Genomic DNA, 21,625 nt, shown 5'->3' with positions numbered 1-21,625 from the left:
AGCAGTCACCTCAAGGCTGCAAGGTTTTGCCATCCACCGGGTTGCCGATGGTCAGAAAGTGCCCACCGGCGACGTGGTGCAGAGTGCGCAACGCATCCTGGCCTTCAAAGTGCCAACGCCCGTCACTGAACACGCGCTCGTCGGCCTGGGCGGCAATCACCTGCGCCAGAAACAGATCGTACTGCTGATGGTTGTCGGGCTCCGGCAACAACCGGCATTCGAGCCAGGCAACGCAGCCTTCGAGCATCGGCGCGTCGATCAGTTCGGCGTCGAACGTCGGCAAGTCATAGATCTGGAATTTGTCGCGCCCTTGCTCCCGCGAAAGCTCCAGCCCAGACGTCGAGCCGACGGTCTGGACGATATCGGCCTGGGCTGCGCAGGGAACGTTCAGCACGAAGGTCCCGGAGGCTTCCAGCAGCTGTCGGGTCCAGGTGGACTTGTCCAGCACCACGGCGATTTTCGGCGGTTCGAAATCCAGCGGCATCGCCCAGGCCGCCGCCATGATATTGCGCTGACCGTCATGGGCCGCGCTAACCAGAACGGTGGGCCCGTGATTGAGCAGACGGTAGGCCTTGGACAACGGGACCGGGCAACGGTGAGAAACACTCATGGATGTCTGCTCCTGGGGTAAAGAGCCGATTGTAACGACATCTTGCGAGAGCTGGCTTGAGCAGGCGTAAGGATCACCGCCTGCAACGCGTCTACACCGGATGTGAACCCATGAAGGAGCAACTGAAGGCAGCGATCTTTTAATGGATCAAGTCGCTAACTGATTGGCAAACTGCCCCACCGCATTCACCACTTTCTGCGCGCCGTCCTGGATCTCGACAATCACCGTGCCGGCTTCCGCCGCCAGCGTCAGCCCGTGCTCGGCCTGCAGCTTGCCGTCGGTGATCAGCGACACGGCGTTGCGCGCCATATCCTGGTTCTGCCGCACCACCACAACAATTTCGTCGGTGGCCTGGCTGGTCCGCGAAGCCAGTTGCCGGACCTCATCCGCTACAACGGCAAACCCTCGGCCCTGCTCACCGGCGCGTGCCGCTTCGATGGCCGCGTTGAGCGCCAGCAGGTTGGTTTGTTCGGCGATGCCGCTGATGGTTTTGACGATGGAGCCAATCACCAGCGACTGTTCATTGAGCGCCTCAATGCCATCACCTGCGGTTTGCATGTGCTTGGCCAGATCACGCATCACATCCACCGCCTGATTGACCACGGTACTGCCTCGCTGGGCGCTCTGATCGGTTTGCTGCGAGGTGCTGTAGGCGATGTTCGCTGCTTCGGCGACGGCTTGCTCCTGATTGACCTGATCGGTGACCACCGTGGCGAACTTCACCACTTTGTAAAGTTTGTTATTGGCATCGACCACCGGATTGTAAGAGGCCTCCAGCCATACCGTACGACCATGGCTATCGATGCGCTTGAAGCGATCAACCACATACTCACCCGCGTTCAGACGACGCCAGAAGTCCTGATACTCGGCGCTGTTGGCCTCTTCCGGCAGGCAAAACATGCGGTGATGCTTGCCCTTGATCTGCGCCAGGCTGTAACCCATGCCGCTGAGAAAGCGGTCGTTGGCGGTCAACACATTGCCATTGAGATCGAACTCGATCACCGCCGTCGAACGCATCAGCGCGCCGATCAGGTTTTCGTGCTCACGGGAGGTCTCGATGGTGCGGGTCAGGTCGCTGGAGAAAATCGAAAAATGCTTGATCTGGCCATTGGCCGAGCGCACTGGCTGCAGGATCGAACGCAACCATGCTTCCTGGCCAGTGCCCCGCAACAGGCGCACCGCGCCGGCAAAGTGCTCGCCACGGCTCATCGCCGCCTTGAAACGCAACTGGAATTCGTCGTTTCTCACATGCTCGGGAACGATTTCTTCGATGTGCCGGCCAATCAGTTCGTCCCTCTTGTAGTGCATTTCGCTGAGGAAATTCTGATTGACCGATTGGACCCGCCCATCTGTATCGAGGGTCAACACAAGCATCTCGCTTTCCAGGCTTTCCTTCACTTGCTGAAGGCTGGAGAGTTCTTCGCGAAGAGCCGATAGCTCCTGCTTCAAGCGTTTATTGAACATGGGGATGCACCGATGGACTGGGGTAGAAAGCGATTTACAGCCTAGCCATCGGCCTTGCGGATCTTTTCTGAAGAGTGTTTCAGCTTTGTCCTACAAAAATAGTTCGGGCACCCCCCATCGTGTTGTTGATTCACGCAGCGCCAACGGTCGAACAACTGGCGATTTTCGGCATCCGCGTGCCGAAGTAAGCCGCGCTGCTTACGCCCACTGCCCCCATCACCGCGCAGAAAATCACACAGATCCATGGACTCCACGGCATCAGACCGATCAACAGCAGCGGTGTGATACTTGCCCAGGCCGCGTAGGCAATGTTGTAGGTAAAGGAGATGCCCGATACACGAATCCGCGCCGGGAACAGGCTGACCATCACCGAGGGCACCGCACCGACCACCCCGCAACCGAGCCCCGCCACCGCGTAGGCCAGACCGACCCAGTCGCCGCCGCTGATCAGACAGGTGTAAAGCACGCCGATACCCAATGGCAGCAGCAAGCTATACAACATCACGGTGCGCCAGGCGCCGATGCGATCGACCAGTAACCCCGCGAGCACGCAGCCAATGTTCAGAAAAACAATACCCAACGCGCTCAGGGCGAAGGTGTGACTGGCGGTCATGCCGAAGGTTTTCTGCATCATGGTCGGGGTGATGACCACGAACACCACCACCGCCGACGTCAACACACAGGTGAGGAGCATCGCCGGCAGCATGGCCAGGCGATGCTCACGCAGGACACTGCGCAACGGCAGCTCCACGGTTTGCTCGCGCCGCGCCTGCATGGCCATGAATACCGGCGTTTCGCTGAGCCAGCGGCGCAGCCAGACGCCGATCACACCAAACACGCCGCCCAGCAGAAACGGGTAACGCCAGGCGTAATCGAGGATTTCGACCGGGGTGAAGGCCTGCGCCAGGAAGGTGGCCGTCAAGGCACCGAGCAGATAACCGAAGGTCAGTCCTGCCTGCAAAAAGCCCAGGGCATAGCCCCGATGGCCCGCAGGCGCATGCTCGGCGACGAACACCCAGGCGCTCGGCACTTCACCGCCCACGGCCGCCCCTTGAAACACTCTGAGCAGCAACAGCAATAGCGGGGCGAAATAGCCGATTTGCGCGTAGGTCGGCATGATTCCGATCAGCAGACAAGGCAACGCCATCATCAGGATGCTCAGGCTGAAGACTTTTTTGCGGCCCAAACGATCGGCGAAATGCGCCATCAGGATCCCGCCCAGAGGACGTGCCAGATAGCCGGTGACGAAGATGCCGAAGCTCTGCAGCAAGCGCAGCCATTCCGGCATTTCCGGCGGGAAGAACAACTGGCTCAGGGTCAGCGCGAAAAATACGAAGATGATGAAATCGTAGATTTCCAGCGCGCCGCCGAGGGCCGCGAGCCCCAGGGTTTTGTAGTCCGAGCGGTTGAAGGGCGCCGGGGGTGAATCGGTGTTGGCAGTCATGAAAAGAACTCTGGTGCAGGCAAAAACCAAGGCGCCCATGGTCTACGCAAACGCGCCAGCGGACAACCCGCTAGACTAAAGTCGCATAGTCGCAAAACAGCCCCGCAAAAACCTTTCGGGTGAATTAATGTCGATGTCTGTCCGAATGGGCCACTACCGCCCCGAAGACCACAATAAACATAATAATTCGAGGTACTCCCGTGGCCGCTGATATCGAAGATAGCCGCTCCGCCCGCTTTGCCCTGCGCTGCTCAAGTTTTGCCGAACGCTGGTTCCCCGATTCCTGGGTGTTTGCCGCGCTGGCCGTGATTATCGTCGCCCTCGCCACCATGGCCATGGGCGCCAAACCTACCGACGCGGCCATGGCGTTCGGCGACGGTTTCTGGAGCCTGATCCCGTTCACCATGCAAATGGCTTTCGTGGTGATCGGCGGGTATGTGGTCGCCAGTTCGCCACCGGCAGTCAAGCTGATCGACCGTCTGGCGAAGATCCCGAAAAACGGTCGCTCCGCCGTGGCCTGGGTGGCACTGATCTCCATGGTTGCATCGCTGCTGAACTGGGGCCTGTCGCTGGTGTTCGGCGGCTTGCTGGTGCGCGCCCTCGCCCGCCGTACCGACCTGAAGATGGACTATCGCGCCGCCGGTGCCGCAGCGTACCTGGGCCTTGGCGCGGTGTGGGCCCTGGGTTTGTCATCGTCCGCGGCACAATTGCAGGCCAACCCGGCCAGCCTGCCGCCGTCGATTCTGTCGATCACCGGGGTCATTCCCTTCACCCAGACCATCTTTCTCTGGCAGTCGGGTGTGATGTTGCTGGCGCTGGTCGTCGTCTCGATCATCATCGCCTACGCAACCGCCCCCGGCCCCAACTCGGCACGGGACGCCAAGGACTGCGGTGTCGACCCGAGTTTCAATCTACCGCCCCTGCAACCACGCACCCGCCCCGGCGAATGGCTGGAGCACAGCCCGCTGCTCATCATACTGTTGGTGCTGCTGGCCGCCGGATGGCTGTTCCATGAGTTCTCGACCAAACCGGCGATCAGCGCGATCTCCGGCCTCAACACCTACAACTTCCTGTTCATCATGCTCGGTGCGCTGCTGCACTGGCGCCCGCGCAGCTTCCTCGACGCCGTGGCCCGTGCGGTACCGACTACCACCGGCGTGCTGATCCAGTTCCCCCTGTACGGCTCGATCGCCGCATTGATGACCACGGTCAAAGGTGCCGATGCCCAGACCCTGGCCCATCACATCTCGACCTTCTTCGTCAGCATCGCTTCCCACGATACCTATGCGCTGCTGATGGGCGTGTACTCGGCGATCCTCGGCTTCTTCATTCCGTCCGGTGGCGGCAAGTGGATCATCGAGGCGCCGTATGTGATGCAAGTCGCCACGGATCTGAACTACCACCTGGGTTGGGCCGTGCAGATCTACAACGCCGCCGAAGCCTTGCCCAACCTGATCAACCCGTTCTACATGCTGCCGCTGCTGGGCGTGCTCGGGCTGAAGGCGCGGGACCTGATCGGATTTTCGTTCGTGCAACTGCTGGTGCACACGCCGCTGGTGTTGCTGTTGCTCTGGGCGCTGGGAACGACGCTGGCGTATACGCCGCCGGTCATGCCGTAGACCGCTGGAACTTTTGTGGGAGGCGGTGCAGCTCCCACATTTGAGAGGTGTCATGAGCCGCATGCTGTACCCGCCAACGGACCCATAGGCTAAAAAGGATCTGAGCATGATCAAACTCGCAGGACTGACTCTCGCGGCACTCACCCTGAGCGCCGCCGCCCACGCCGATGTGACCCTGAACTTGGGCAGCACCGAACGCCTCACGCGTCTTTTTGCTTATCCCAACAACTGCAACGTGATTTGCTTTCGCAACTGGACACTGGAGCAAACAGTCGAGCATTACCTGACCCAAAGCGTGCAGCGCGATGGCTACGGCGCCGCGAAGGTTCTGGTTAGAACCGATAATGGTCAGCTCTTCACTGTCATCAGCGGCGTACCCGCCGACTATCAAAAACCCTTGACGGCGCTGCTCGACGCCGGCGATCTGGCTTACACCGGCGCCAGCAAACTGAATGCCGACGGCAAGTGGGCCTATAACTGGTATTTTTTCCTGCCGCTGGGCATGCCCCTGGAAAACCGCAGAAGCGTCGAACTGCTGCACTTCCCGCCCGACTATTCATTGACCCAGGCCCAGGATTACCTCAAGTCAGCCACGACGGATCGCTGGGCCTCATTGCTGACCATCAATGGCGTCCCGGCCGAGCAGACGCCGAGCTACCAGACGATCATCGACATCGCTCCGATTGCCGCGCCGTCCAACGCCGGCAAGGACCTGGAAGGTGTCTACGAATATTTCAAGGACTACCAGACCACCATGGTCAAGAACCTCAGCCGAAATGCCAGCGGCGAGGCCGTACCGATGGTTGCGTTTGGTTCACCGGTGCGTGACTGGATCAAACAGCAGTACGGGCCGACGGTGAACGTACTGGGCCTGGTGAACATCAGCCCGGACGAGGGGCTGAAAGTCCCCGTACTGGGTGCCAACCACCCGAGCTACATTTGGTACGCCGCCGACCCGGCAAACTACACCGGCACCGATGCCAAGGCCAAAGCCGATGCAGCGGGACTGAAAGTCATGGGACAGGACCTGAGCGCCGCGTGCTGGCAGGCCGCCATGGGCCGCGAGACTGACAGCAATGCTGATATTGAGCTCAGGAGTTGCACGCAAACCTGGCAAGTGGCCCAGAAAGATAAAACCTGCGAGCTGTTCTACACCTCGATCCGCAATCTGACGCCCCAACAAGCCGCGGGCAAATGCGCGTCGGCAACGATCCAGGCCCAGCTCAAACAACTCAAGGCACCGGCACCAGCGACCGCACTTCCCGCTCCGCCGTTATAAACGGGTGATCCGATAAACGGCTGGCTGGCTGTCAGTTATGACAGTAGACCGGCCAGAATAACTGCGAGAGGCTTGTGTTGAACGTGCTGCAGCGTTGACAAGGTCGTCAGCTGATGGAGGTCGCAGCACCCTGGCATACAAGGATCGTCATGAAAGCCGATGCCCAGCACAAGTCTGTCGCAGCACTTCCAAAAGGTGTTTATCCCTCTACGAAGTTGCCGCTTCGCCTCGGATTCCCGTCCCTCGACGATTTTGAGATTCTTTCCAACGACAAAGGCACGCCGGTGGCCGCTGTCGCCCTGCGCGAATTTCCCCGAATCAGCCGAATCTGCCGGGTTTCCGGGCATTTGCTGACCTATCGCTGCCGACATACCCGACAACTGGCGCCTGGCGTGCACGTCTACGATCCGCGTTTCTGCGGGTTATTGCGGCACTCCTGCGACCCCAACGTCTTTCTCGACCTGAGCGAACTGTGGTTATGGGCACTGAAGGACATTCAGAAAGGTGATTGGCTGACAATGGATTACACCGTCAGCGAAGACAAACTGCTGCGCCAATTCGAGTGCCGCTGCGGCTCACACAACTGCCGGGGCTGGATTAACGGTTACGATGAAGCGCCGAATGCCGACGGCCAGCTGTTTTTACAACGCTGGCGCCGGCACCGTCTGTGCTGAAGTGGCTTACAACGGCTGTACCGGACGCAGGCGGTACTGTGGCGGCAATTGCTCGAAGCCACTGATCGTAGTGTTCAGGCTTTTCCAGCGACCGTCCTTGATGCCGTAGATGCAACCGTGGATCGACAGGCTCTGTCCGCGGTGCCAGGCGTTTTGCACGATGCTGGTATGGGCGACATTGGCCACTTGCTGAATCACGTTGAGTTCGCAGAGTCGATCGACCTGCTCCTCTTCAGTGGCCAGTTTGGCGAGTTCTTCGCGCTTCTCGTAGTAAAGATCGCGAATCGAACGCAGCCAGCCGTCGATCAGGCCGAACTGGCGATCCTGCATCGAGGCTCGAACACCACCGCAACCATAGTGGCCGGTGACCAGAATGTGTTTGACCTTGAGTACGTCTACCGCGTATTGAATCACCGACAGGCAGTTGAGGTCGGTGTGCAACACCACATTGGCCACGTTGCGGTGGACGAACAAATCGCCCGGCAGCATGCCGACGATCTCGTTGGCCGGCACCCGGGCATCGGAACAGCCGATCCACAGGTACTCGGGAGTCTGTTGGCGAGCCAGCTTGGCGAAGAAGTCAGGATCTTCTTTGGTGATCGCGTCAGCCCAGCGCTCGTTGTTGTCGATCAGATCTTGTAGTTCGTTCATGCAATGAAGCCTCGAGAATGATGCGCAGCTTTGACAGACAACCGCCCGTCGAGGTCACGCGCTTTATGCACATGCCACCGAAAGCTCGTAAATGGCGCTCCATGCCGGTGGAATTCTCGGTAACCCAGTGGGTCCACCTAGTAAGGCCCACAGTATGAGGAATTGCCATGACTGATTCACGACGTCCATATGATGCGGTGCAACCAGAACCCATCGATGATAACGAAGACCGCATGGGTTCGGTGCATGAGCTGGATTTCGACGAGGAAGAACCCGATGCCAGGATCGGCGACGAGTTGCCGGACAGCGAGCGAGCGCAACTGATGCCCCGTCGGCGCGTGCGCGAAGCCGGCATGACCGGTGCATCGACCGCTGACCACGAGCCCACCGATGATGACTTGAGCCCGGAAACCCTGATCCGCGAAGACGGTGCCCGGGATGCCCATGAAGCGGGTAAAGGGGATCAGGCTGATTGGGACTTGAGCATTGTCGATAAAGACGACATCGGCGGGGGCAATGGGCTGGATGAAGAGGAAATGGCCCGGCGCGATCCGCTGGACCGCAAGCGTTGATCGATCCTGGACAGGAGCCTTTGGTGGCTCCTGCACAGCAATCGGCGCTTAATTTGTAACAAAGATGCTCAATCTACCAGCGTACAGGCCATGACCACCGCATCTTCGCGTCCGCCCACCGCCGGGTAGTAATCCCGCCGACGTCCGATCTCGTTGAAGCCATAGCGCTCATACAACTTGAATGCCGCAGTGTTGCTGTCGCGCACTTCCAGGAAACACTCCCGGGCGTCGGCCTTGCAGGCAATCGACATCAAATGCTCCAGCAGCGTCAAACCGAGGCCACGACCCTGGTTTTCCGGTTTGACGGTGATGTTCAGCAGGTGCGCCTCATCGAGAATGATCTGCACCACACCGTGACCGACCTGCTGCTGACCTTCAAACATCAGCCAGATCTGGTATTTGCCCAGGCCATCGAGAAAAATCCCGCGGGTCCAGGGATGGCTATAGGCCGCGTATTCGATTTTCAGTACAGCTTCCAGGTCCGCCTCGGTCATCGGGCGGAACGATACAGCGTCACTCATTCGATTCTTTCCAGCGCGCCATCAGCCGACGCATGGCTTGCCAGACATCAGCCTTACGCTGTGGCTCTTCCATTAATAATTCCAGGCCAGGCAAGGCCCAGACCGAGCCCAGGCCTTCGACCTGGAGTTCGCGATTGAAGGATTCGGCATTGGCCTCCCCGGCAAAACGCACGGCGGGCAGGCCGATCAGCCATAGACAGACGCACGGTGCGTCTTCCAGCCGGGCCGAGATAAAGCCCTGCACGAAGTCACGCGCCGCTTCCGGGCCCTGATCCATGGTGCCTCTGGCCAGCAGCGGCCAGCGCACCGGCTCGCCGATGATCTGCGGGCTGTCCGGCAGGCCGGCGGCGCGCAACATGTCCTTGAGCAACAGATAAGCGGGATCACGGGCCTGGAACGCCTCGCCTGTGGGTAACTCCACCAGCAGCAGGCAACGCCCTGCCCGCAGCAACTGCAGGGCAAAACGAGGTGGCGGTACGGGGGCAACCTTGACAACGACCGGCGCTTCTACGACTTCTTCCACCGGTTTGGCCCCGGTGCGCGTGCTTGCCAATGATGGCCGTGGTACTTCGATTTTCACCCGCTCGGCCGGTTTGACCTGCGGTTCCACAGGCGCCTGGGCCGCAGGTGCCGGCACTGCCGGGGCGACGGGCAACGGCTCGGGCAGCTCCAGCAGTTCGGGCCGCGACGGCGCAGCAAAGGGCAATTCGGTGCGCGGCAGCCAATTGACCACCTGCATGGCGTTCAAATAGGCGCGGCGGCGAGACTCGATAAGCAAAGGTCGGCCACTTGTGGATAACTAAAGTGCGGTGATTCTACCGCCCTTCGCTCAAGATCGCCCGCAGTTGATCGCACGAAAAGCGACAGTCCGTCCCAAGAGTGAATCGCATCGGTCCCGATGCAGTACAATCTCGGCTTTTAATCGCCAACCAGCCGGCCATTCCGATGATCGAACCCAAGCGCGTCTTGCGCGCCCTCGCTGAACACTGGGCACTTCTGGAGCCACTGTGCGAGCACTTCGACCAAGGCACACTGAGCCTCAACGAACTGCGTTCACAGCTGGCCGCCCAGCAACTCGACAGTACGCCGCAGGACATCACCAGCCTGCTGGATGTGTGGATTCGCCTCGACATTCTGGTTCCCGTGGCGAAAAGCCCGAACCGGTTCGAGCTCAACGCGCAGATCCACGACTTCCTCGCTTACCTGCGCCGTGAACACCGTCTGGGCCTGTGTCTGGAGATCGAAGCCTATTTGCGTCATCTCGAACGCCTGGCCGGCTACATCCAGGACGCCTTCGACATCCGCGACGGCAATGATCTGGCGCGCCAACTGCGTCTGCTGGACATGCGCGTACGCGATGTATTGAAAAAACTCGCCAACGACGAACAGGCCCTGGTGGCCGTTGCCGAGCGGGCCAAGACCAGCGACCGGCAGATCCCGCTGCGCCAGCGTTACGCTGAAGTCCTGGCGACCTGGGACGAATACGTCGAGCCGATGATTCAGTTGGTCAACGCCGACGGCGCCTTTGAACAGGGTGTGCGCAAGGTCGAAAACGTTCTGCTGCGCATGCTCACCGAGCAGCAACGCCTCGGCCATCTGGTTGATGACGACATGCTGCTGCGCACCCACGCGCGGATCCTCGAAATGCAGACCAGTGCGCAACTGACCCTGCGTCACGCCCGCGAACTGCTGCTGCCGCTGCGTGAAGAAGCCCGCCGTCACAACGCCGTGACCCGTGGGGCGGCGCTGGCCCTGTCGATGATTCGCCGCAAGGGTATCGATGCCGTGCCACAAGCCGCGATGCCGATGTTCACCCGGCCGCAAAGCACCTTTCTCGGCAGTGCCAGTCAGGTCGAGGCCTATGTTTACGCCCTGGCCCGTTTCGAGCCGAAACCGGCGCGCTTCCCCAAGGCACACAAGACCCACAAGGGCGGCGATGCCCCGCGTGCGCCACGCACGGTCCGGGAGATGCTCGACCGTTGCGAAGACGCCCTGCCGATGCCAGACCTGATGACCTGGCTTCTGGAGCAGGAACCGGACGGCGCCACCGACGAACTGCTGTATTGGTTCTCGCGCCTGTCGCGGGAAAAGCGCTTCAAACGCGAACGTCTGGAACGCCGCGATTACTTCACACACGAGCACCAGGTCAGCCTGCGCTCCTTCGCCCTGCTCTCGGCCGGCGACGATGCCTCCGAGAATTCTGCGAGCACCCTCCATGCCAGTACTCCCCATGCATCTTGATCTATCCGAACTGTCTCAGCTGGCGCCGATCTTTCGCGAGCTGTTCAAGGGCTACCACGTCAGCCGTCGCGATCCAGAGCTGTACGCGCAGCTGTCGAATTTTCAGGACCAGTACCGCACGCTGTTCAAGGCGCTGGGCTTTGAACTGGTCTGCGACACCCGTGGTTTCTACTACTTCGTGCCGGACCTCGCGGCGGCGGCGGTGAACAAGACGGCCCAGCGCCTGGCGCTGTTCACCTTCATCCTCGTCGAGCACCTGGCCGACCAGGGCCGCGACCCGATCGCCGTGCTCGACGGCGGCAGCCTCGGCCGCGATGAACTGCCATCGTTGCTCGAGAAGTACCGCGACCTGTTCATCCAGGCCGAAGTGCAGACCCAGGACGAGCTGGAAGAAAAAATCATGCGCCGCATGACCCAGCTCGGCTTCGCCAGTGAAGAAAACGGCGTCTACCGCTTCCTGCCGCCGATGCACCGCTTCCTCGATGTGTGCCTGTCGGTTCAACAGGACCGTGATCTTGCCGCCAGCCTGCACAGCGTGCTGCCACTGCCGGCGCCGGTGCTGATCGACGAAGACAGCGACGAAAAGCTGCTGCAGACCGACGATCCCCTGGACCTCAGTGAGTTCGACGGTGAAAGCGAAGAAGACGCACTGGCCCGCGCCATTGCCGAAGAACAGGAGCTCGACGCATGAGCAAGGAACGCTACGGCATCCGCCGCTTTGCCCTACTGAATACCGCCGGTTACAGCCTAGGGCTGTTCCCGCTGGAAGAACCGCTGTCGGTCTACGGCGCGAACAACCTGGGCAAATCCGCCTCGATCAACGCCTTGCAGTTCCCGATTCTGGCGCGCATGTCGGACATGAGTTTCGGCAAGTACAGCCTGGAACAATCCCGGCGCTTCTACTTCGCCTCCGACACCAGCTACATCCTCGTCGAAGTGAACCTGCCCCACGGTCCGCACGTGATAGGCGTGGTTGGTCGTGGTCCGGGCGGCGGTTTCGGTCACCAGTTCTTCGCTTATGCCGGCAAACTGGACCTGGCTCATTACCAGAAAAACGATACCTGCCTGCGCCAGAAAGAACTGTTCACCAACCTTGAACGCGAAGGCCTGAAAGCCTACGAACTCAAGCCGGATGAATTGCGTCGCTTGCTGGTCGGTGGCCACACCTCGATCCCGCTGGACCTGACGCTGATCCCCCTGCGCTCAACCAGTGAGCAGAGCCTGAAGACCTTCCGCGCCCTGTTCATCAACCTGCTGCACATGCGCGAAATCACAGCGGCCAAGCTCAAGCAATTGTTTCTGGATGCCTTCGAGCACAGCCTGCGCTCCGGTAGCGTGGATTACATCGCTGCGTGCGAAGAAGCCTTCCGTGATGTACGACGCATGGAGCAGGACTACAACTCGCTGGTCGCCGCCGGCCCATTGGTCGAAGCCTTGGCCAACGGCGTGAAACAGCGCGACATCCTGCGTGGCAAACTGCACCGGATTTCGCCATTGCTCGACTCCCTGCTCGGCACTTGGTCGGACTACGCTGGCGCACGCAAGGAAGAGCTGACGATCCAGGCCGAACACTACCGTCGCGAGCAGGACGAACTGCAAAACGACCAGCGCGGCGGCACTCAGGAACTGATGCGTCTGGAGCGGGAAATCACCGGCATCCAGCGCTGGCTCGGCGAGCTGTCGGTGCTCAAGCATCGCTTTGCCCTGGTCGATGACGTCAAGGTACTGGAGCAGCAATTGCTCGCGGCCAAGGACGCCCACGATGAACTGGCCGGTGCGCTGGCCCAGTCGCGGCAGTTCAGCGCGGAGGACCTGGAGGAGCGCCTGCGGGACCTGGAAAAACGCCTGAAGTCGGTCAAGCAGCAACTCGATCACGCCGACAACAACAGCTACGCCCGCTTGCGCGAGGAGTTCTCGCAGCAGGACGTCGAACGCTTGATGCGTCTGTTCAATAGCGCGCTGTTCAGCCTGCCCCTGGGCGAGCATGGCATTGCGCTGGACGACAACGGCGACTGGGTCAAATCCGTAGAACTGATCCTCGACGGCTTCAAAGGCGAGCGTTTCGAAGTGCCGGGGCTGTCTATCGACATCTCCCACATCGAGCCGCCGGCCTTGCAGGCCCTGGCGGACCGAGCGGCACTGCGCGACCAGAAAGAGCGCCTGGACAAAGAACTCAAGCAACTGAAAACCCAGCAAGCCGTGGCCGCCGACCGCGCCGCGAGCAAGACCCAGACCGAGGCGCTGTACCAGCAAGTGCTGGATGCGCAAAAGGCCCTGGAAGACTTCCGTCGCGCGCAAACCCTGAGCGCCGAAGAAGGCGACAAGCTTGAGCAGCTGGCTCAGATGGAAGCCGCGCAAGACGAATTGAAGCGCTCCAGCGATGCCTTTACCGAACGCGTCCAGCAACTGTCGGCCAAGCTGCAACTGGTCGGCCGGCAGATCGCCGACATGGAAGCCAAGCAACGCACGCTCGATGATGCACTGCGCCGCCGTCAGCTACTGCCGGCGGACCTGCCTTTCGGCACGCCGTTCATGGACCCGGTCGACGACTCCATGGACAACCTGTTGCCGCTGCTCAATGACTATCAGGACAGTTGGCAAGGGCTGTTGCGCGCCGATGGCCAGATCGAAGCGCTGTACGCGCAGGTGCGCCTCAAGGGCGTGGCCAAGTTCGACAGCGAAGACGATATGGAGCGCCGCCTGCAACTGCTGATCAACGCGTACGCGCACCGCACCGACGAAGCCCTGACCCTGGGCAAGGCACGTCGCGCCGCCGTTACCGACATCGCCCGCACCCTGCGCAACATCCGCAGCGACTACGACAGCCTCGAGCACCAGTTGGCGTTGTTCAACCGCGAGATCAACAAACGTCAGGTGTCCAACCTGCAGAGCTTCCGCATCGTGCTTGCGCCGAACAAGGAAGCGCTCAAGCACATCGACCAGATCATCCACAGCGCCGGCCAGTACGAAGAAGGCGAAACCCTGTCGGTGTTCGATCTGAGCCAGAGTGCGGAACAGGACAACAAGAACGAAGAGGCCAAGGAATACCTGGCGCGCCTGGTGGCGGCGAACCACAACCAGCTGGGTCTCAAGGACTTGTTCGAACTGGCGTTCGAGATCACCAAGGTCAACGGTCAACCGGTGATCCACACCGACATCGACGGCGCCGCGTCCAACGGCACCACGATGACCATCAAGGCGCTGACCAACATGTACTTGTTGCTGCACTTGATGGACCGCGACCTGGCCGGTCGTGTGCGCTTGCCGTACTACCTCGACGAGGCGGCGGACATCGACGAGAAGAACCAGGCAGCGTTGCTGGAAACCAGCCTGCAACTGGGCTTCGTACCGATCCTGGCCAGCGTGAAGCCACAGGTCTGTGCCAGTGTCGCTATCGACCTGGAAGGCGGCAGCGGTCCGGCCGGCATCTACATCGACGAGGCGGACTGGAAGTACATCCGTCGTCATGATCAGGTGAAGGCAACCATCAATGCTGAAGCGGACGAGCCGGAGCTGGACGCGGTCTGACGCTTGAATTGATGGCGATAAAAAGGCCGCGATCCTCAGGATCGCGGCCTTTTTCATTGGTGCAGGGTTAAGGCCGATCCGGACTACTTACCGAGAGAGATCTTCGGTGCCCAGGTCAGCCATTCCTCTTCGAACTTGTCGAACAGGGGGAACGTCTGCTCCGCCCGCGCCGGAGTGCCCATGCGTTCGCCATCCGGAGTGGCGAATGCAACCCCACCCTGAATCATGGTCTCCAGCGATTCGGTACGAAGAGTCGCCCCCTTGAACAGCCCGACATCAAGACCAAAACCACTGGTGTTCCAGAAGCGAGTGCCGCTGCGAACCAATGGTGCGTATTTCGGCTCGATCAGAATGTGGATCAACACGCGATCGGCGGTCTGACCCAGTTCATAACCGGTCACTTTGCCGACCGTGATTTCACGGTACGTCACCGGCACACCGGCTTTCAGTGAACCACGCCGCGCCGCGCTCAACACCAGGCTCAACCCGGCTTCAACCCTGGCGCTCTCGGGGGGACTGGCCAGGGCTGTGAAGTTTTTCTGCGGACCAAGGTTCTTTGGCGCTGGCTGGACCTCGATGTATTGCCCGGTGACCAAGGTCTCCAGGTTAGAGGTCTTGATCAAGCCCAGTTCTGGCTTGACCACCCAGAATTGACTACCGACACGGGCGATGCGCCCAGGCACTTCAGTGATCCGCGCGGTAAGCAGCACCGATTGCAGGTCATCCGTGAGGTCGACGCCTTCAATCTTGCCGACATCCAGCCCTTTGAAACGAATCGGTGTACCGGCGCGCAAGCCATCGGCGCGGTCGACCTTGATCGTGATCAGTTCGCCCTTTTGTGCAGCTTCATCTTGACTGGCAAACAGCCGGAAACGCGGAATCCGCTTTTGCAATGGCGCCTTGGCCTGCGGCGTTTCAAAGGCAATCCCGCCCGCCATCAAGCTTTGCAACGATTCACTTTTGACTTGAATGCCTCCGGTCAGCCCACCCGTCAGGGTAATGCCGCTGGCATTCCAGAAGCGGGTCGAGGCGTTGACCAGGTTTTCGTACTCTTTCTCGATGTGAACACCGATCACCAGTTGGTTTTTCTTGCGTGAAAACTGATAGCTCTGTACCGAGCCCACCTTGACCTGTTTGTAAAGAACCGGACTGCCGACATCCAGCGAGCCAAGGTTATCGGTGAACAACACCAGATGCAGGCCCGGCGAACGCAGATCCAGCGGCGGCGCCTTGGGCCTCGCGACGAACTCGCGTTGCGGCGCTGCGCCTTTATCCCCGGGACGCACGGCGATGTAGTTACCTTTGACCAGCGCCTCAAGCCCCGTGATGCCGGCGAGCGAGATCGACGGTTTGACCACCCAGAACTGAGTGCCATCGACGAGGTAGTCTTCAGCCAACGGATCCAGCGTCAGTTCGGCGCTCGCAGCCGCCAAATCAGCGTCAACCTTGAGCGCCTTGAGTGTGCCAACCTGAATGCCCTTGTACATGACCGGCGTACGACCGGCCTGCAGGCCTTCGAAGTCACTGAGTTTGACCTTGACCTTGATTCCGGCGGCAGCGGCATCGAAGTCCTCATAGAGACGGAATGGCAGACTCGGATCCGTGGGCGGGCTGTCCCTGCGATTTTCCGGAGTGGCGAACGCAATGCCACCCGCGACAATGCTGGCGAGAGACTCGCTGCGCACCTTCACGCCCGACAGATTGGCGTCGATGCTGATGCCGCTGGCGTTCCAGAAACGCGTGTGTTTACGCACCAATTTGGCGTAGGTCGGCTCAATGAAGACCTTGAGTTCAACAGTGCTCTGATCTTCGGACAGCACGTAACTTTTGATCTGGCCGACCTTGATTTGTTTGTAGAACACCGGGCTACCGCGGTTCAACGAGCCCAGGCGATCAGCCTTGATCGTCAGGTGCAGCCCGGGCTGGGCGTCGGATAGCGGCGGCTCCTGGGCCAGGGCCTTGAATTTGCGCGTGGGCTCACCTTCCCCGGGACTGATCGCGACGTAATTGCCCGAAACCAGGGTCTCCAGGCCAGTGATCCCGGCCAGGGTTACGCTCGGCTTGACCAACCAGAATCGCGTGCTGGTCCGCAGGTATTGCTCCACGTCCTTATTCATTTCGACGGTGGCGATTACGCCTTTGGAGGCTCCTTCATCATCGAGTTTGAGCGTTTTCACCTTGCCGACGGGCATGCCTTTGTAGACGACTTCAGTCTTGTTGGCCTGAATGCCTTCGCCGCTTTCAAAGCGCACCTGGACCTCGATGCCAGTCTCGGAATAAGCACGCCAGCCAAGCCATCCACCGATGATCAGGGCAATCAGGGGGAGTACCCAAATGGCAGACCAGTTCGAGGCCGGTCGGGTTTTCGCTGTTGGCAAATCAGTCATGGTCGTCGTCCGACTCCGTGTTATCCCAAATCAGTCGGGGATCGAAAGTTACTGCAGCCAGCATGGTCAGAATGACCACACTGGCAAAGGCAATGGCACCAAGATCGGCTTCGACGCTGGCCAGTCGCCCGAAGTTCACGACTGCCACCAGAATGGCGATCACAAAAATATCGAGCATCGACCAACGGCCGATGAACTCGATGAAGCGGTACATCCATATACGCTGGCGGGCTGAAAGTGGCTGACGACGCTGTACGGAATACAGCAGCAGTGCAATGCCCACCAGTTTGAACGTGGGTACCAGGATACTGGCGATAAAAACCACGGCAGCAATAGGGATCATGCCGTGCTGAACCAATTGGATCACGCCGGACATGATAGTGCTGGGGTCACCCTTGCCCAGCGAACTCACGGTCATGATCGGCAGCACATTGGCAGGTATGTAGAGAATGGCGGCGGTAATCAGCAACGCCCAGGTGCGCATCAGGCTATTCGGACGGCGGGCATGCACCATGGCACCACAGCGAGTACACACCTGCTCAGCGGCATCAGCTTCCTGCTTGTTCAACTCATGGCATTCGGCGCAAATCAGAATGCCTGCATCAATCGCCCTCATTGGCATCCTCTCCTGATAAAGCCTGCCAGATCTGGTGAGGCGACATCACAACCTCCAGCCAGACTTGAACCAACAGCAAAGCAACGAAGCAGGCCAGCCCGATGCCTATGGTCATTGCTGCCATATCTGCGAGTTTTACGATGGCGACGAGTACACCCATGAGGTAAACCTCAAGCATCCCCCAATCTCTCAAATGGTGATAAATACGGTAAAGCAGCAAACCGTAACTGCGGCCGACATCAAAATGAATGCTCAGCAATACCGTCAGCTGGCAGAGCAGCTTGAGCAGCGGTATGCCCATGCTGCACAGGAACACAATCACGGCAACGCCTTGCATACCCGAATTGAACAAGCCCAAAACACCGCTCCAGACAGTATCTTGCGATGACTGCCCGAGTAGATTGAGCTGCATGATGGGTAAAAAGTTCGCGGGGACGTATAACAAAAGCGCCGCGATGACCAAAGCCAGGCTGCGGTGCACCACGTTGTGTCGATGGGCGTATAGCTCATACCCGCAGCGCGGGCACAGGGCTTTCTCGCCATGGGCAAGCTTGGGCTTGCGCATCAGCAAGTCGCATTCATGACACGCCACCAAATCGCCCAGTGGTAAATCTGACAGCCCGGAGGCGTCAACCGGATCTGGCATAAGGGCTCTGGCTCCGAAAAAGTTGGACCTATTCTAGTGCCCTGAATCAAAAATAACTGTTCAAATTTCTGCGGTGATTAATCGTGCTTTTCTTTCGCCAAAAACAAAACCCCTACCTGCATACGCAGATAGGGGTTTCGGAATTTAATCTTGACGATGACCTACTCTCACATGGGGAAACCCCACACTACCATCGGCGATGCATCGTTTCACTGCTGAGTTCGGGATGGGATCAGGTGGTTCCAATGCTCTATGGTCGTCAAGAAATTCGGGTACCGAACCGTCTTTCGACGCTTCAGCAAATTGGGTATGCGATAGTTTGTGTGTTGTGCGAACTTTCGGTTCATTGCGTCTTCACACACCGCAATCTGGCTTTGCTCTTTATTTAGGAGCATGCAAATTGCTTGGGTGTTATATGGTCAAGCCTCACGGGCAATTAGTATTGGTTAGCTCAACGCCTCACAGCGCTTACACACCCAACCTATCAACGTCGTAGTCTTCGACGGCCCTTCAGGGAACTCAAGGTTCCAGTGAGATCTCATCTTGAGGCTAGTTTCCCGCTTAGATGCTTTCAGCGGTTATCTATTCCGAACATAGCTACCCGGCAATGCCACTGGCGTGACAACCGGAACACCAGAGGTTCGTCCACTCCGGTCCTCTCGTACTAGGAGCAGCCCCTCTCAAATCTCAAACGTCCACGGCAGATAGGGACCGAACTGTCTCACGACGTTCTAAACCCAGCTCGCGTACCACTTTAAATGGCGAACAGCCATACCCTTGGGACCGGCTTCAGCCCCAGGATGTGATGAGCCGACATCGAGGTGCCAAACACCGCCGTCGATATGAACTCTTGGGCGGTATCAGCCTGTTATCCCCGGAGTACCTTTTATCCGTTGAGCGATGGCCCTTCCATACAGAACCACCGGATCACTAAGACCTACTTTCGTACCTGCTCGACGTGTCTGTCTCGCAGTCAAGCGCGCTTTTGCCTTTATACTCTACGACCGATTTCCGACCGGTCTGAGCGCACCTTCGTACTCCTCCGTTACTCTTTAGGAGGAGACCGCCCCAGTCAAACTACCCACCATACACTGTCCTCGATCCGGATAACGGACCTGAGTTAGAACCTCAAAGTTGCCAGGGTGGTATTTCAAGGATGGCTCCACGCGAACTGGCGTCCACGCTTCAAAGCCTCCCACCTATCCTACACAAGCAAATTCAAAGTCCAGTGCAAAGCTATAGTAAAGGTTCACGGGGTCTTTCCGTCTAGCCGCGGATACACTGCATCTTCACAGCGATTTCAATTTCACTGAGTCTCGGGTGGAGACAGCGCCGCCATCGTTACGCCATTCGTGCAGGTCGGAACTTACCCGACAAGGAATTTCGCTACCTTAGGACCGTTATAGTTACGGCCGCCGTTTACCGGGGCTTCGATCAAGAGCTTCGCGTTAGCTAACCCCATCAATTAACCTTCCGGCACCGGGCAGGCGTCACACCCTATACGTCCACTTTCGTGTTTGCAGAGTGCTGTGTTTTTAATAAACAGTCGCAGCGGCCTGGTATCTTCGACCGGCGTGGGCTTACGTAGCAAGTACTTCACCCTCACCGGCGCACCTTCTCCCGAAGTTACGGTGCCATTTTGCCTAGTTCCTTCACCCGAGTTCTCTCAAGCGCCTTGGTATTCTCTACCCAACCACCTGTGTCGGTTTGGGGTACGGTTCCTGGTTACCTGAAGCTTAGAAGCTTTTCTTGGAAGCATGGCATCAACCACTTCGTGTTCTAAAAGAACACTCGTCATCAGCTCTCGGCCTTGGAATCCCGGATTTACCTAAGATTCCAGCCTACCACCTTAAACTTGGACAACCAACGCCAAGCTGGCCTAGCCTTCTCCGTCCCTCCATCGCAATAACCAGAAGTACAGGAATATTAACCTGTTTTCCATCGACTACGCTTTTCAGCCTCGCCTTAGGGACCGACTAACCCTGCGTCGATTAACGTTGCGCAGGAAACCTTGGTCTTTCGGCGTGGGTGTTTTTCACACCCATTGTCGTTACTCATGTCAGCATTCGCACTTCTGATACCTCCAGCAAGCTTCTCAACTCACCTTCACAGGCTTACAGAACGCTCCTCTACCGCATCACCTAAGTGATACCCGTAGCTTCGGTGTATGGTTTGAGCCCCGTTACATCTTCCGCGCAGGCCGACTCGACTAGTGAGCTATTACGCTTTCTTTAAAGGGTGGCTGCTTCTAAGCCAACCTCCTAGCTGTCTAAGCCTTCCCACATCGTTTCCCACTTAACCATAACTTTGGGACCTTAGCTGACGGTCTGGGTTGTTTCCCTTTTCACGACGGACGTTAGCACCCGCCGTGTGTCTCCCATGCTCGGCACTTGTAGGTATTCGGAGTTTGCATCGGTTTGGTAAGTCGGGATGACCCCCTAGCCGAAACAGTGCTCTACCCCCTACAGTGATACATGAGGCGCTACCTAAATAGCTTTCGAGGAGAACCAGCTATCTCCGAGCTTGATTAGCCTTTCACTCCGATCCACAGGTCATCCGCTAACTTTTCAACGGTAGTCGGTTCGGTCCTCCAGTCAGTGTTACCTAACCTTCAACCTGCCCATGGATAGATCGCCCGGTTTCGGGTCTATTCCCAGCGACTAGACGCCCTATTAAGACTCGCTTTCGCTACGCCTCCCCTATTCGGTTAAGCTCGCCACTGAAAATAAGTCGCTGACCCATTATACAAAAGGTACGCAGTCACAGAACAAAGTCTGCTCCCACTGCTTGTACGCATACGGTTTCAGGATCTATTTCACTCCCCTCTCCGGGGTTCTTTTCGCCTTTCCCTCACGGTACTAGTTCACTATCGGTCAGTCAGTAGTATTTAGCCTTGGAGGATGGTCCCCCCATATTCAGACAAAGTTTCTCGTGCTCCGTCCTACTCGATTTCATGACCAAGAGATTTTCGCGTACAGGGCTATCACCCACTATGGCCGCACTTTCCAGAGCGTTCCGCTAATCTCAAAGCCACTTAAGGGCTAGTCCCCGTTCGCTCGCCACTACTAAGGGAATCTCGGTTGATTTCTTTTCCTCAGGGTACTTAGATGTTTCAGTTCCCCTGGTTCGCCTCTTAAGCCTATGTATTCAGCTTAAGATAACCATCTTATGATGGCTGGGTTCCCCCATTCAGACATCTCCGGATCAAAGTCTGTTTGCCGACTCCCCGAAGCTTTTCGCAGGCTACCACGTCTTTCATCGCCTCTGACTGCCAAGGCATCCACCGTATGCGCTTCTTCACTTGACCATATAACCCCAAGCAATCTGGTTATACTGTGAAGACGACATTCGCCGAAAATTCGCGCTGCTCAAT

Annotated in this window: 15 protein-coding genes, 2 rRNA genes and 2 pseudogenes; 7 read left to right on the top strand and 12 right to left on the bottom strand. The window is 58.6% G+C overall.

Translation table 11 applies throughout. The annotated features are described in order from the left end of the window. Nucleotides 1-10: 10 nt before the first annotated feature. The 4 genes and pseudogenes from ACX3YF_RS12165 to ACX3YF_RS12150 form a co-directional block, all read right to left on the bottom strand. A complete protein-coding gene (locus ACX3YF_RS12165) occupies nt 11-610 on the bottom strand; it encodes a flavin reductase family protein (protein ID WP_130208355.1) in 600 nt (199 codons plus the stop codon). 147 nt (nt 611-757) lie between these two features. Further along, nucleotides 758-1,195 (bottom strand): annotated as a pseudogene (locus ACX3YF_RS12160) (methyl-accepting chemotaxis protein); the annotation flags it as partial. Nucleotides 1,196-1,345: 150 nt separating this feature from the next. Continuing rightward, nucleotides 1,346-1,984 (bottom strand): annotated as a pseudogene (locus tag ACX3YF_RS12155) (PAS domain-containing protein); the annotation flags it as partial. A 220-nt stretch (nt 1,985-2,204) separates the two neighbouring features. Further along, complete coding sequence (locus tag ACX3YF_RS12150; protein ID WP_130208359.1) at nt 2,205-3,518, bottom strand: MFS transporter; 1,314 nt, start codon at nt 3,516-3,518, stop codon at nt 2,205-2,207. A 200-nt stretch (nt 3,519-3,718) separates the two neighbouring features. Here ACX3YF_RS12150 and ACX3YF_RS12145 point away from each other — a divergent pair, with 200 nt between their 5' ends. The 3 genes from ACX3YF_RS12145 (at nt 3,719) to ACX3YF_RS12135 (ending at nt 7,090) form a co-directional block, all read left to right on the top strand. Further along, nucleotides 3,719-5,137 carry a short-chain fatty acid transporter gene (locus ACX3YF_RS12145; RefSeq protein WP_103405099.1) on the top strand — a complete coding sequence of 473 codons (1,419 nt, stop codon included), beginning with the start codon at nt 3,719-3,721 and terminating at the stop codon, nt 5,135-5,137. A gap of 106 nt (nt 5,138-5,243) precedes the next feature. After that, nucleotides 5,244-6,416, top strand: a complete 1,173-nt coding sequence (locus ACX3YF_RS12140) for a hypothetical protein (protein WP_130208361.1) — start codon at nt 5,244-5,246, stop codon at nt 6,414-6,416. Between the two features lie 149 nt (nt 6,417-6,565). Further along, nucleotides 6,566-7,090 (top strand): SET domain-containing protein-lysine N-methyltransferase, encoded by a 525-nt coding sequence (locus ACX3YF_RS12135; protein WP_130208363.1) that lies wholly within the window; start codon nt 6,566-6,568, stop codon nt 7,088-7,090. 6 nt (nt 7,091-7,096) lie between these two features. Here ACX3YF_RS12135 and can read toward each other — a convergent pair whose 3' ends face one another. Then, nucleotides 7,097-7,741 (bottom strand): carbonate dehydratase, encoded by a 645-nt coding sequence (can, locus tag ACX3YF_RS12130; RefSeq protein WP_130208365.1) that lies wholly within the window; start codon nt 7,739-7,741, stop codon nt 7,097-7,099. Nucleotides 7,742-7,908: 167 nt separating this feature from the next. Between can and ACX3YF_RS12125 the strand changes: the two genes are divergently transcribed. Next, complete coding sequence (locus ACX3YF_RS12125; protein WP_130208367.1) at nt 7,909-8,313, top strand: serine kinase/phosphatase; 405 nt, start codon at nt 7,909-7,911, stop codon at nt 8,311-8,313. Between the two features lie 68 nt (nt 8,314-8,381). Here ACX3YF_RS12125 and rimI read toward each other — a convergent pair whose 3' ends face one another. Together rimI and ACX3YF_RS12115 are read right to left on the bottom strand one after the other, a co-directional pair. Continuing rightward, nucleotides 8,382-8,834, bottom strand: coding sequence for a ribosomal protein S18-alanine N-acetyltransferase (gene rimI / locus ACX3YF_RS12120; protein ID WP_057398073.1), 453 nt, complete (start codon nt 8,832-8,834; stop codon nt 8,382-8,384). After that, nucleotides 8,827-9,573, bottom strand: coding sequence for an energy transducer TonB (locus ACX3YF_RS12115; protein ID WP_130208383.1), 747 nt, complete (start codon nt 9,571-9,573; stop codon nt 8,827-8,829). The genes rimI and ACX3YF_RS12115 overlap by 8 nt, the downstream gene beginning before the upstream one ends. A gap of 206 nt (nt 9,574-9,779) precedes the next feature. Between ACX3YF_RS12115 and mksB the strand changes: the two genes are divergently transcribed. Genes mksB through mksF form a run of 3 tightly spaced genes read left to right on the top strand, consistent with a single transcriptional unit; the run spans nt 9,780 to nt 14,603 of the window. Then, nucleotides 9,780-11,075 carry an Mks condensin complex protein MksB gene (gene mksB / locus ACX3YF_RS12110; protein WP_130208369.1) on the top strand — a complete coding sequence of 432 codons (1,296 nt, stop codon included), beginning with the start codon at nt 9,780-9,782 and terminating at the stop codon, nt 11,073-11,075. After that, the gene (gene mksE / locus ACX3YF_RS12105) at nt 11,065-11,766 is read left to right on the top strand and encodes an Mks condensin complex protein MksE (protein WP_130208371.1); all 702 of its coding nucleotides are present in this window, start codon (nt 11,065-11,067) and stop codon (nt 11,764-11,766) included. Before mksB ends, mksE begins: the two co-directional genes overlap by 11 nt. Then, nucleotides 11,763-14,603: an Mks condensin complex protein MksF gene (gene mksF, locus ACX3YF_RS12100; protein ID WP_047533255.1), complete on the top strand. Its 2,841-nt coding sequence runs from the start codon at nt 11,763-11,765 to the stop codon at nt 14,601-14,603. Before mksE ends, mksF begins: the two co-directional genes overlap by 4 nt. Nucleotides 14,604-14,686: 83 nt before the next feature. On the opposite strand, the gene ACX3YF_RS12095 is transcribed toward mksF, so the two are convergent. From ACX3YF_RS12095 to ACX3YF_RS12075, 5 genes are all read right to left on the bottom strand, one after another. Beyond that, the gene (locus tag ACX3YF_RS12095) at nt 14,687-16,990 is read right to left on the bottom strand and encodes a PqiB family protein (RefSeq protein WP_130208373.1); all 2,304 of its coding nucleotides are present in this window, start codon (nt 16,988-16,990) and stop codon (nt 14,687-14,689) included. Continuing rightward, nucleotides 16,983-17,606: a paraquat-inducible protein A gene (locus ACX3YF_RS12090; protein WP_130208375.1), complete on the bottom strand. Its 624-nt coding sequence runs from the start codon at nt 17,604-17,606 to the stop codon at nt 16,983-16,985. Before ACX3YF_RS12090 ends, ACX3YF_RS12095 begins: the two co-directional genes overlap by 8 nt. Continuing rightward, nucleotides 17,593-18,252 carry a paraquat-inducible protein A gene (locus ACX3YF_RS12085; protein WP_130208377.1) on the bottom strand — a complete coding sequence of 220 codons (660 nt, stop codon included), beginning with the start codon at nt 18,250-18,252 and terminating at the stop codon, nt 17,593-17,595. Before ACX3YF_RS12085 ends, ACX3YF_RS12090 begins: the two co-directional genes overlap by 14 nt. A 148-nt stretch (nt 18,253-18,400) precedes the next feature. After that, nucleotides 18,401-18,516 (bottom strand): 5S ribosomal RNA (gene rrf / locus ACX3YF_RS12080). A 151-nt stretch (nt 18,517-18,667) separates the two neighbouring features. Further along, nucleotides 18,668-21,559: ribosomal RNA gene (locus ACX3YF_RS12075) — 23S ribosomal RNA — on the bottom strand. Nucleotides 21,560-21,625 lie beyond the last annotated feature (66 nt).

Source organism: Pseudomonas fluorescens group sp. PF-69 (assembly GCF_054481235.1).
The sequence above is the reverse complement of the archived record's forward strand: the minus strand, read 5'-3'. Positions and strand labels throughout refer to the sequence as shown.

Bases quoted from the DNA above. Each gene is read 5' to 3' on its own strand.
- ACX3YF_RS12165 (WP_130208355.1), bottom strand. From the start codon at position 610: ATGAGTGTTTCTCACCGTTGCCCGGTCCCGTTGTCCAAGGCCTACCGT.
- ACX3YF_RS12150 (WP_130208359.1), bottom strand. From the start codon at position 3,518: ATGACTGCCAACACCGATTCACCCCCGGCGCCCTTCAACCGCTCGGAC.
- ACX3YF_RS12140 (WP_130208361.1), top strand. From the start codon at position 5,244: ATGATCAAACTCGCAGGACTGACTCTCGCGGCACTCACCCTGAGCGCC.
- ACX3YF_RS12135 (WP_130208363.1), top strand. From the start codon at position 6,566: ATGAAAGCCGATGCCCAGCACAAGTCTGTCGCAGCACTTCCAAAAGGT.
- can (WP_130208365.1), bottom strand. From the start codon at position 7,741: ATGAACGAACTACAAGATCTGATCGACAACAACGAGCGCTGGGCTGAC.
- ACX3YF_RS12125 (WP_130208367.1), top strand. From the start codon at position 7,909: ATGACTGATTCACGACGTCCATATGATGCGGTGCAACCAGAACCCATC.
- rimI (WP_057398073.1), bottom strand. From the start codon at position 8,834: ATGAGTGACGCTGTATCGTTCCGCCCGATGACCGAGGCGGACCTGGAA.
- ACX3YF_RS12115 (WP_130208383.1), bottom strand. From the start codon at position 9,573: ATGCAGGTGGTCAATTGGCTGCCGCGCACCGAATTGCCCTTTGCTGCG.
- mksB (WP_130208369.1), top strand. From the start codon at position 9,780: ATGATCGAACCCAAGCGCGTCTTGCGCGCCCTCGCTGAACACTGGGCA.
- mksE (WP_130208371.1), top strand. From the start codon at position 11,065: ATGCATCTTGATCTATCCGAACTGTCTCAGCTGGCGCCGATCTTTCGC.
- mksF (WP_047533255.1), top strand. From the start codon at position 11,763: ATGAGCAAGGAACGCTACGGCATCCGCCGCTTTGCCCTACTGAATACC.
- ACX3YF_RS12095 (WP_130208373.1), bottom strand. From the start codon at position 16,990: ATGACTGATTTGCCAACAGCGAAAACCCGACCGGCCTCGAACTGGTCT.
- ACX3YF_RS12090 (WP_130208375.1), bottom strand. From the start codon at position 17,606: ATGAGGGCGATTGATGCAGGCATTCTGATTTGCGCCGAATGCCATGAG.
- ACX3YF_RS12085 (WP_130208377.1), bottom strand. From the start codon at position 18,252: ATGCCAGATCCGGTTGACGCCTCCGGGCTGTCAGATTTACCACTGGGC.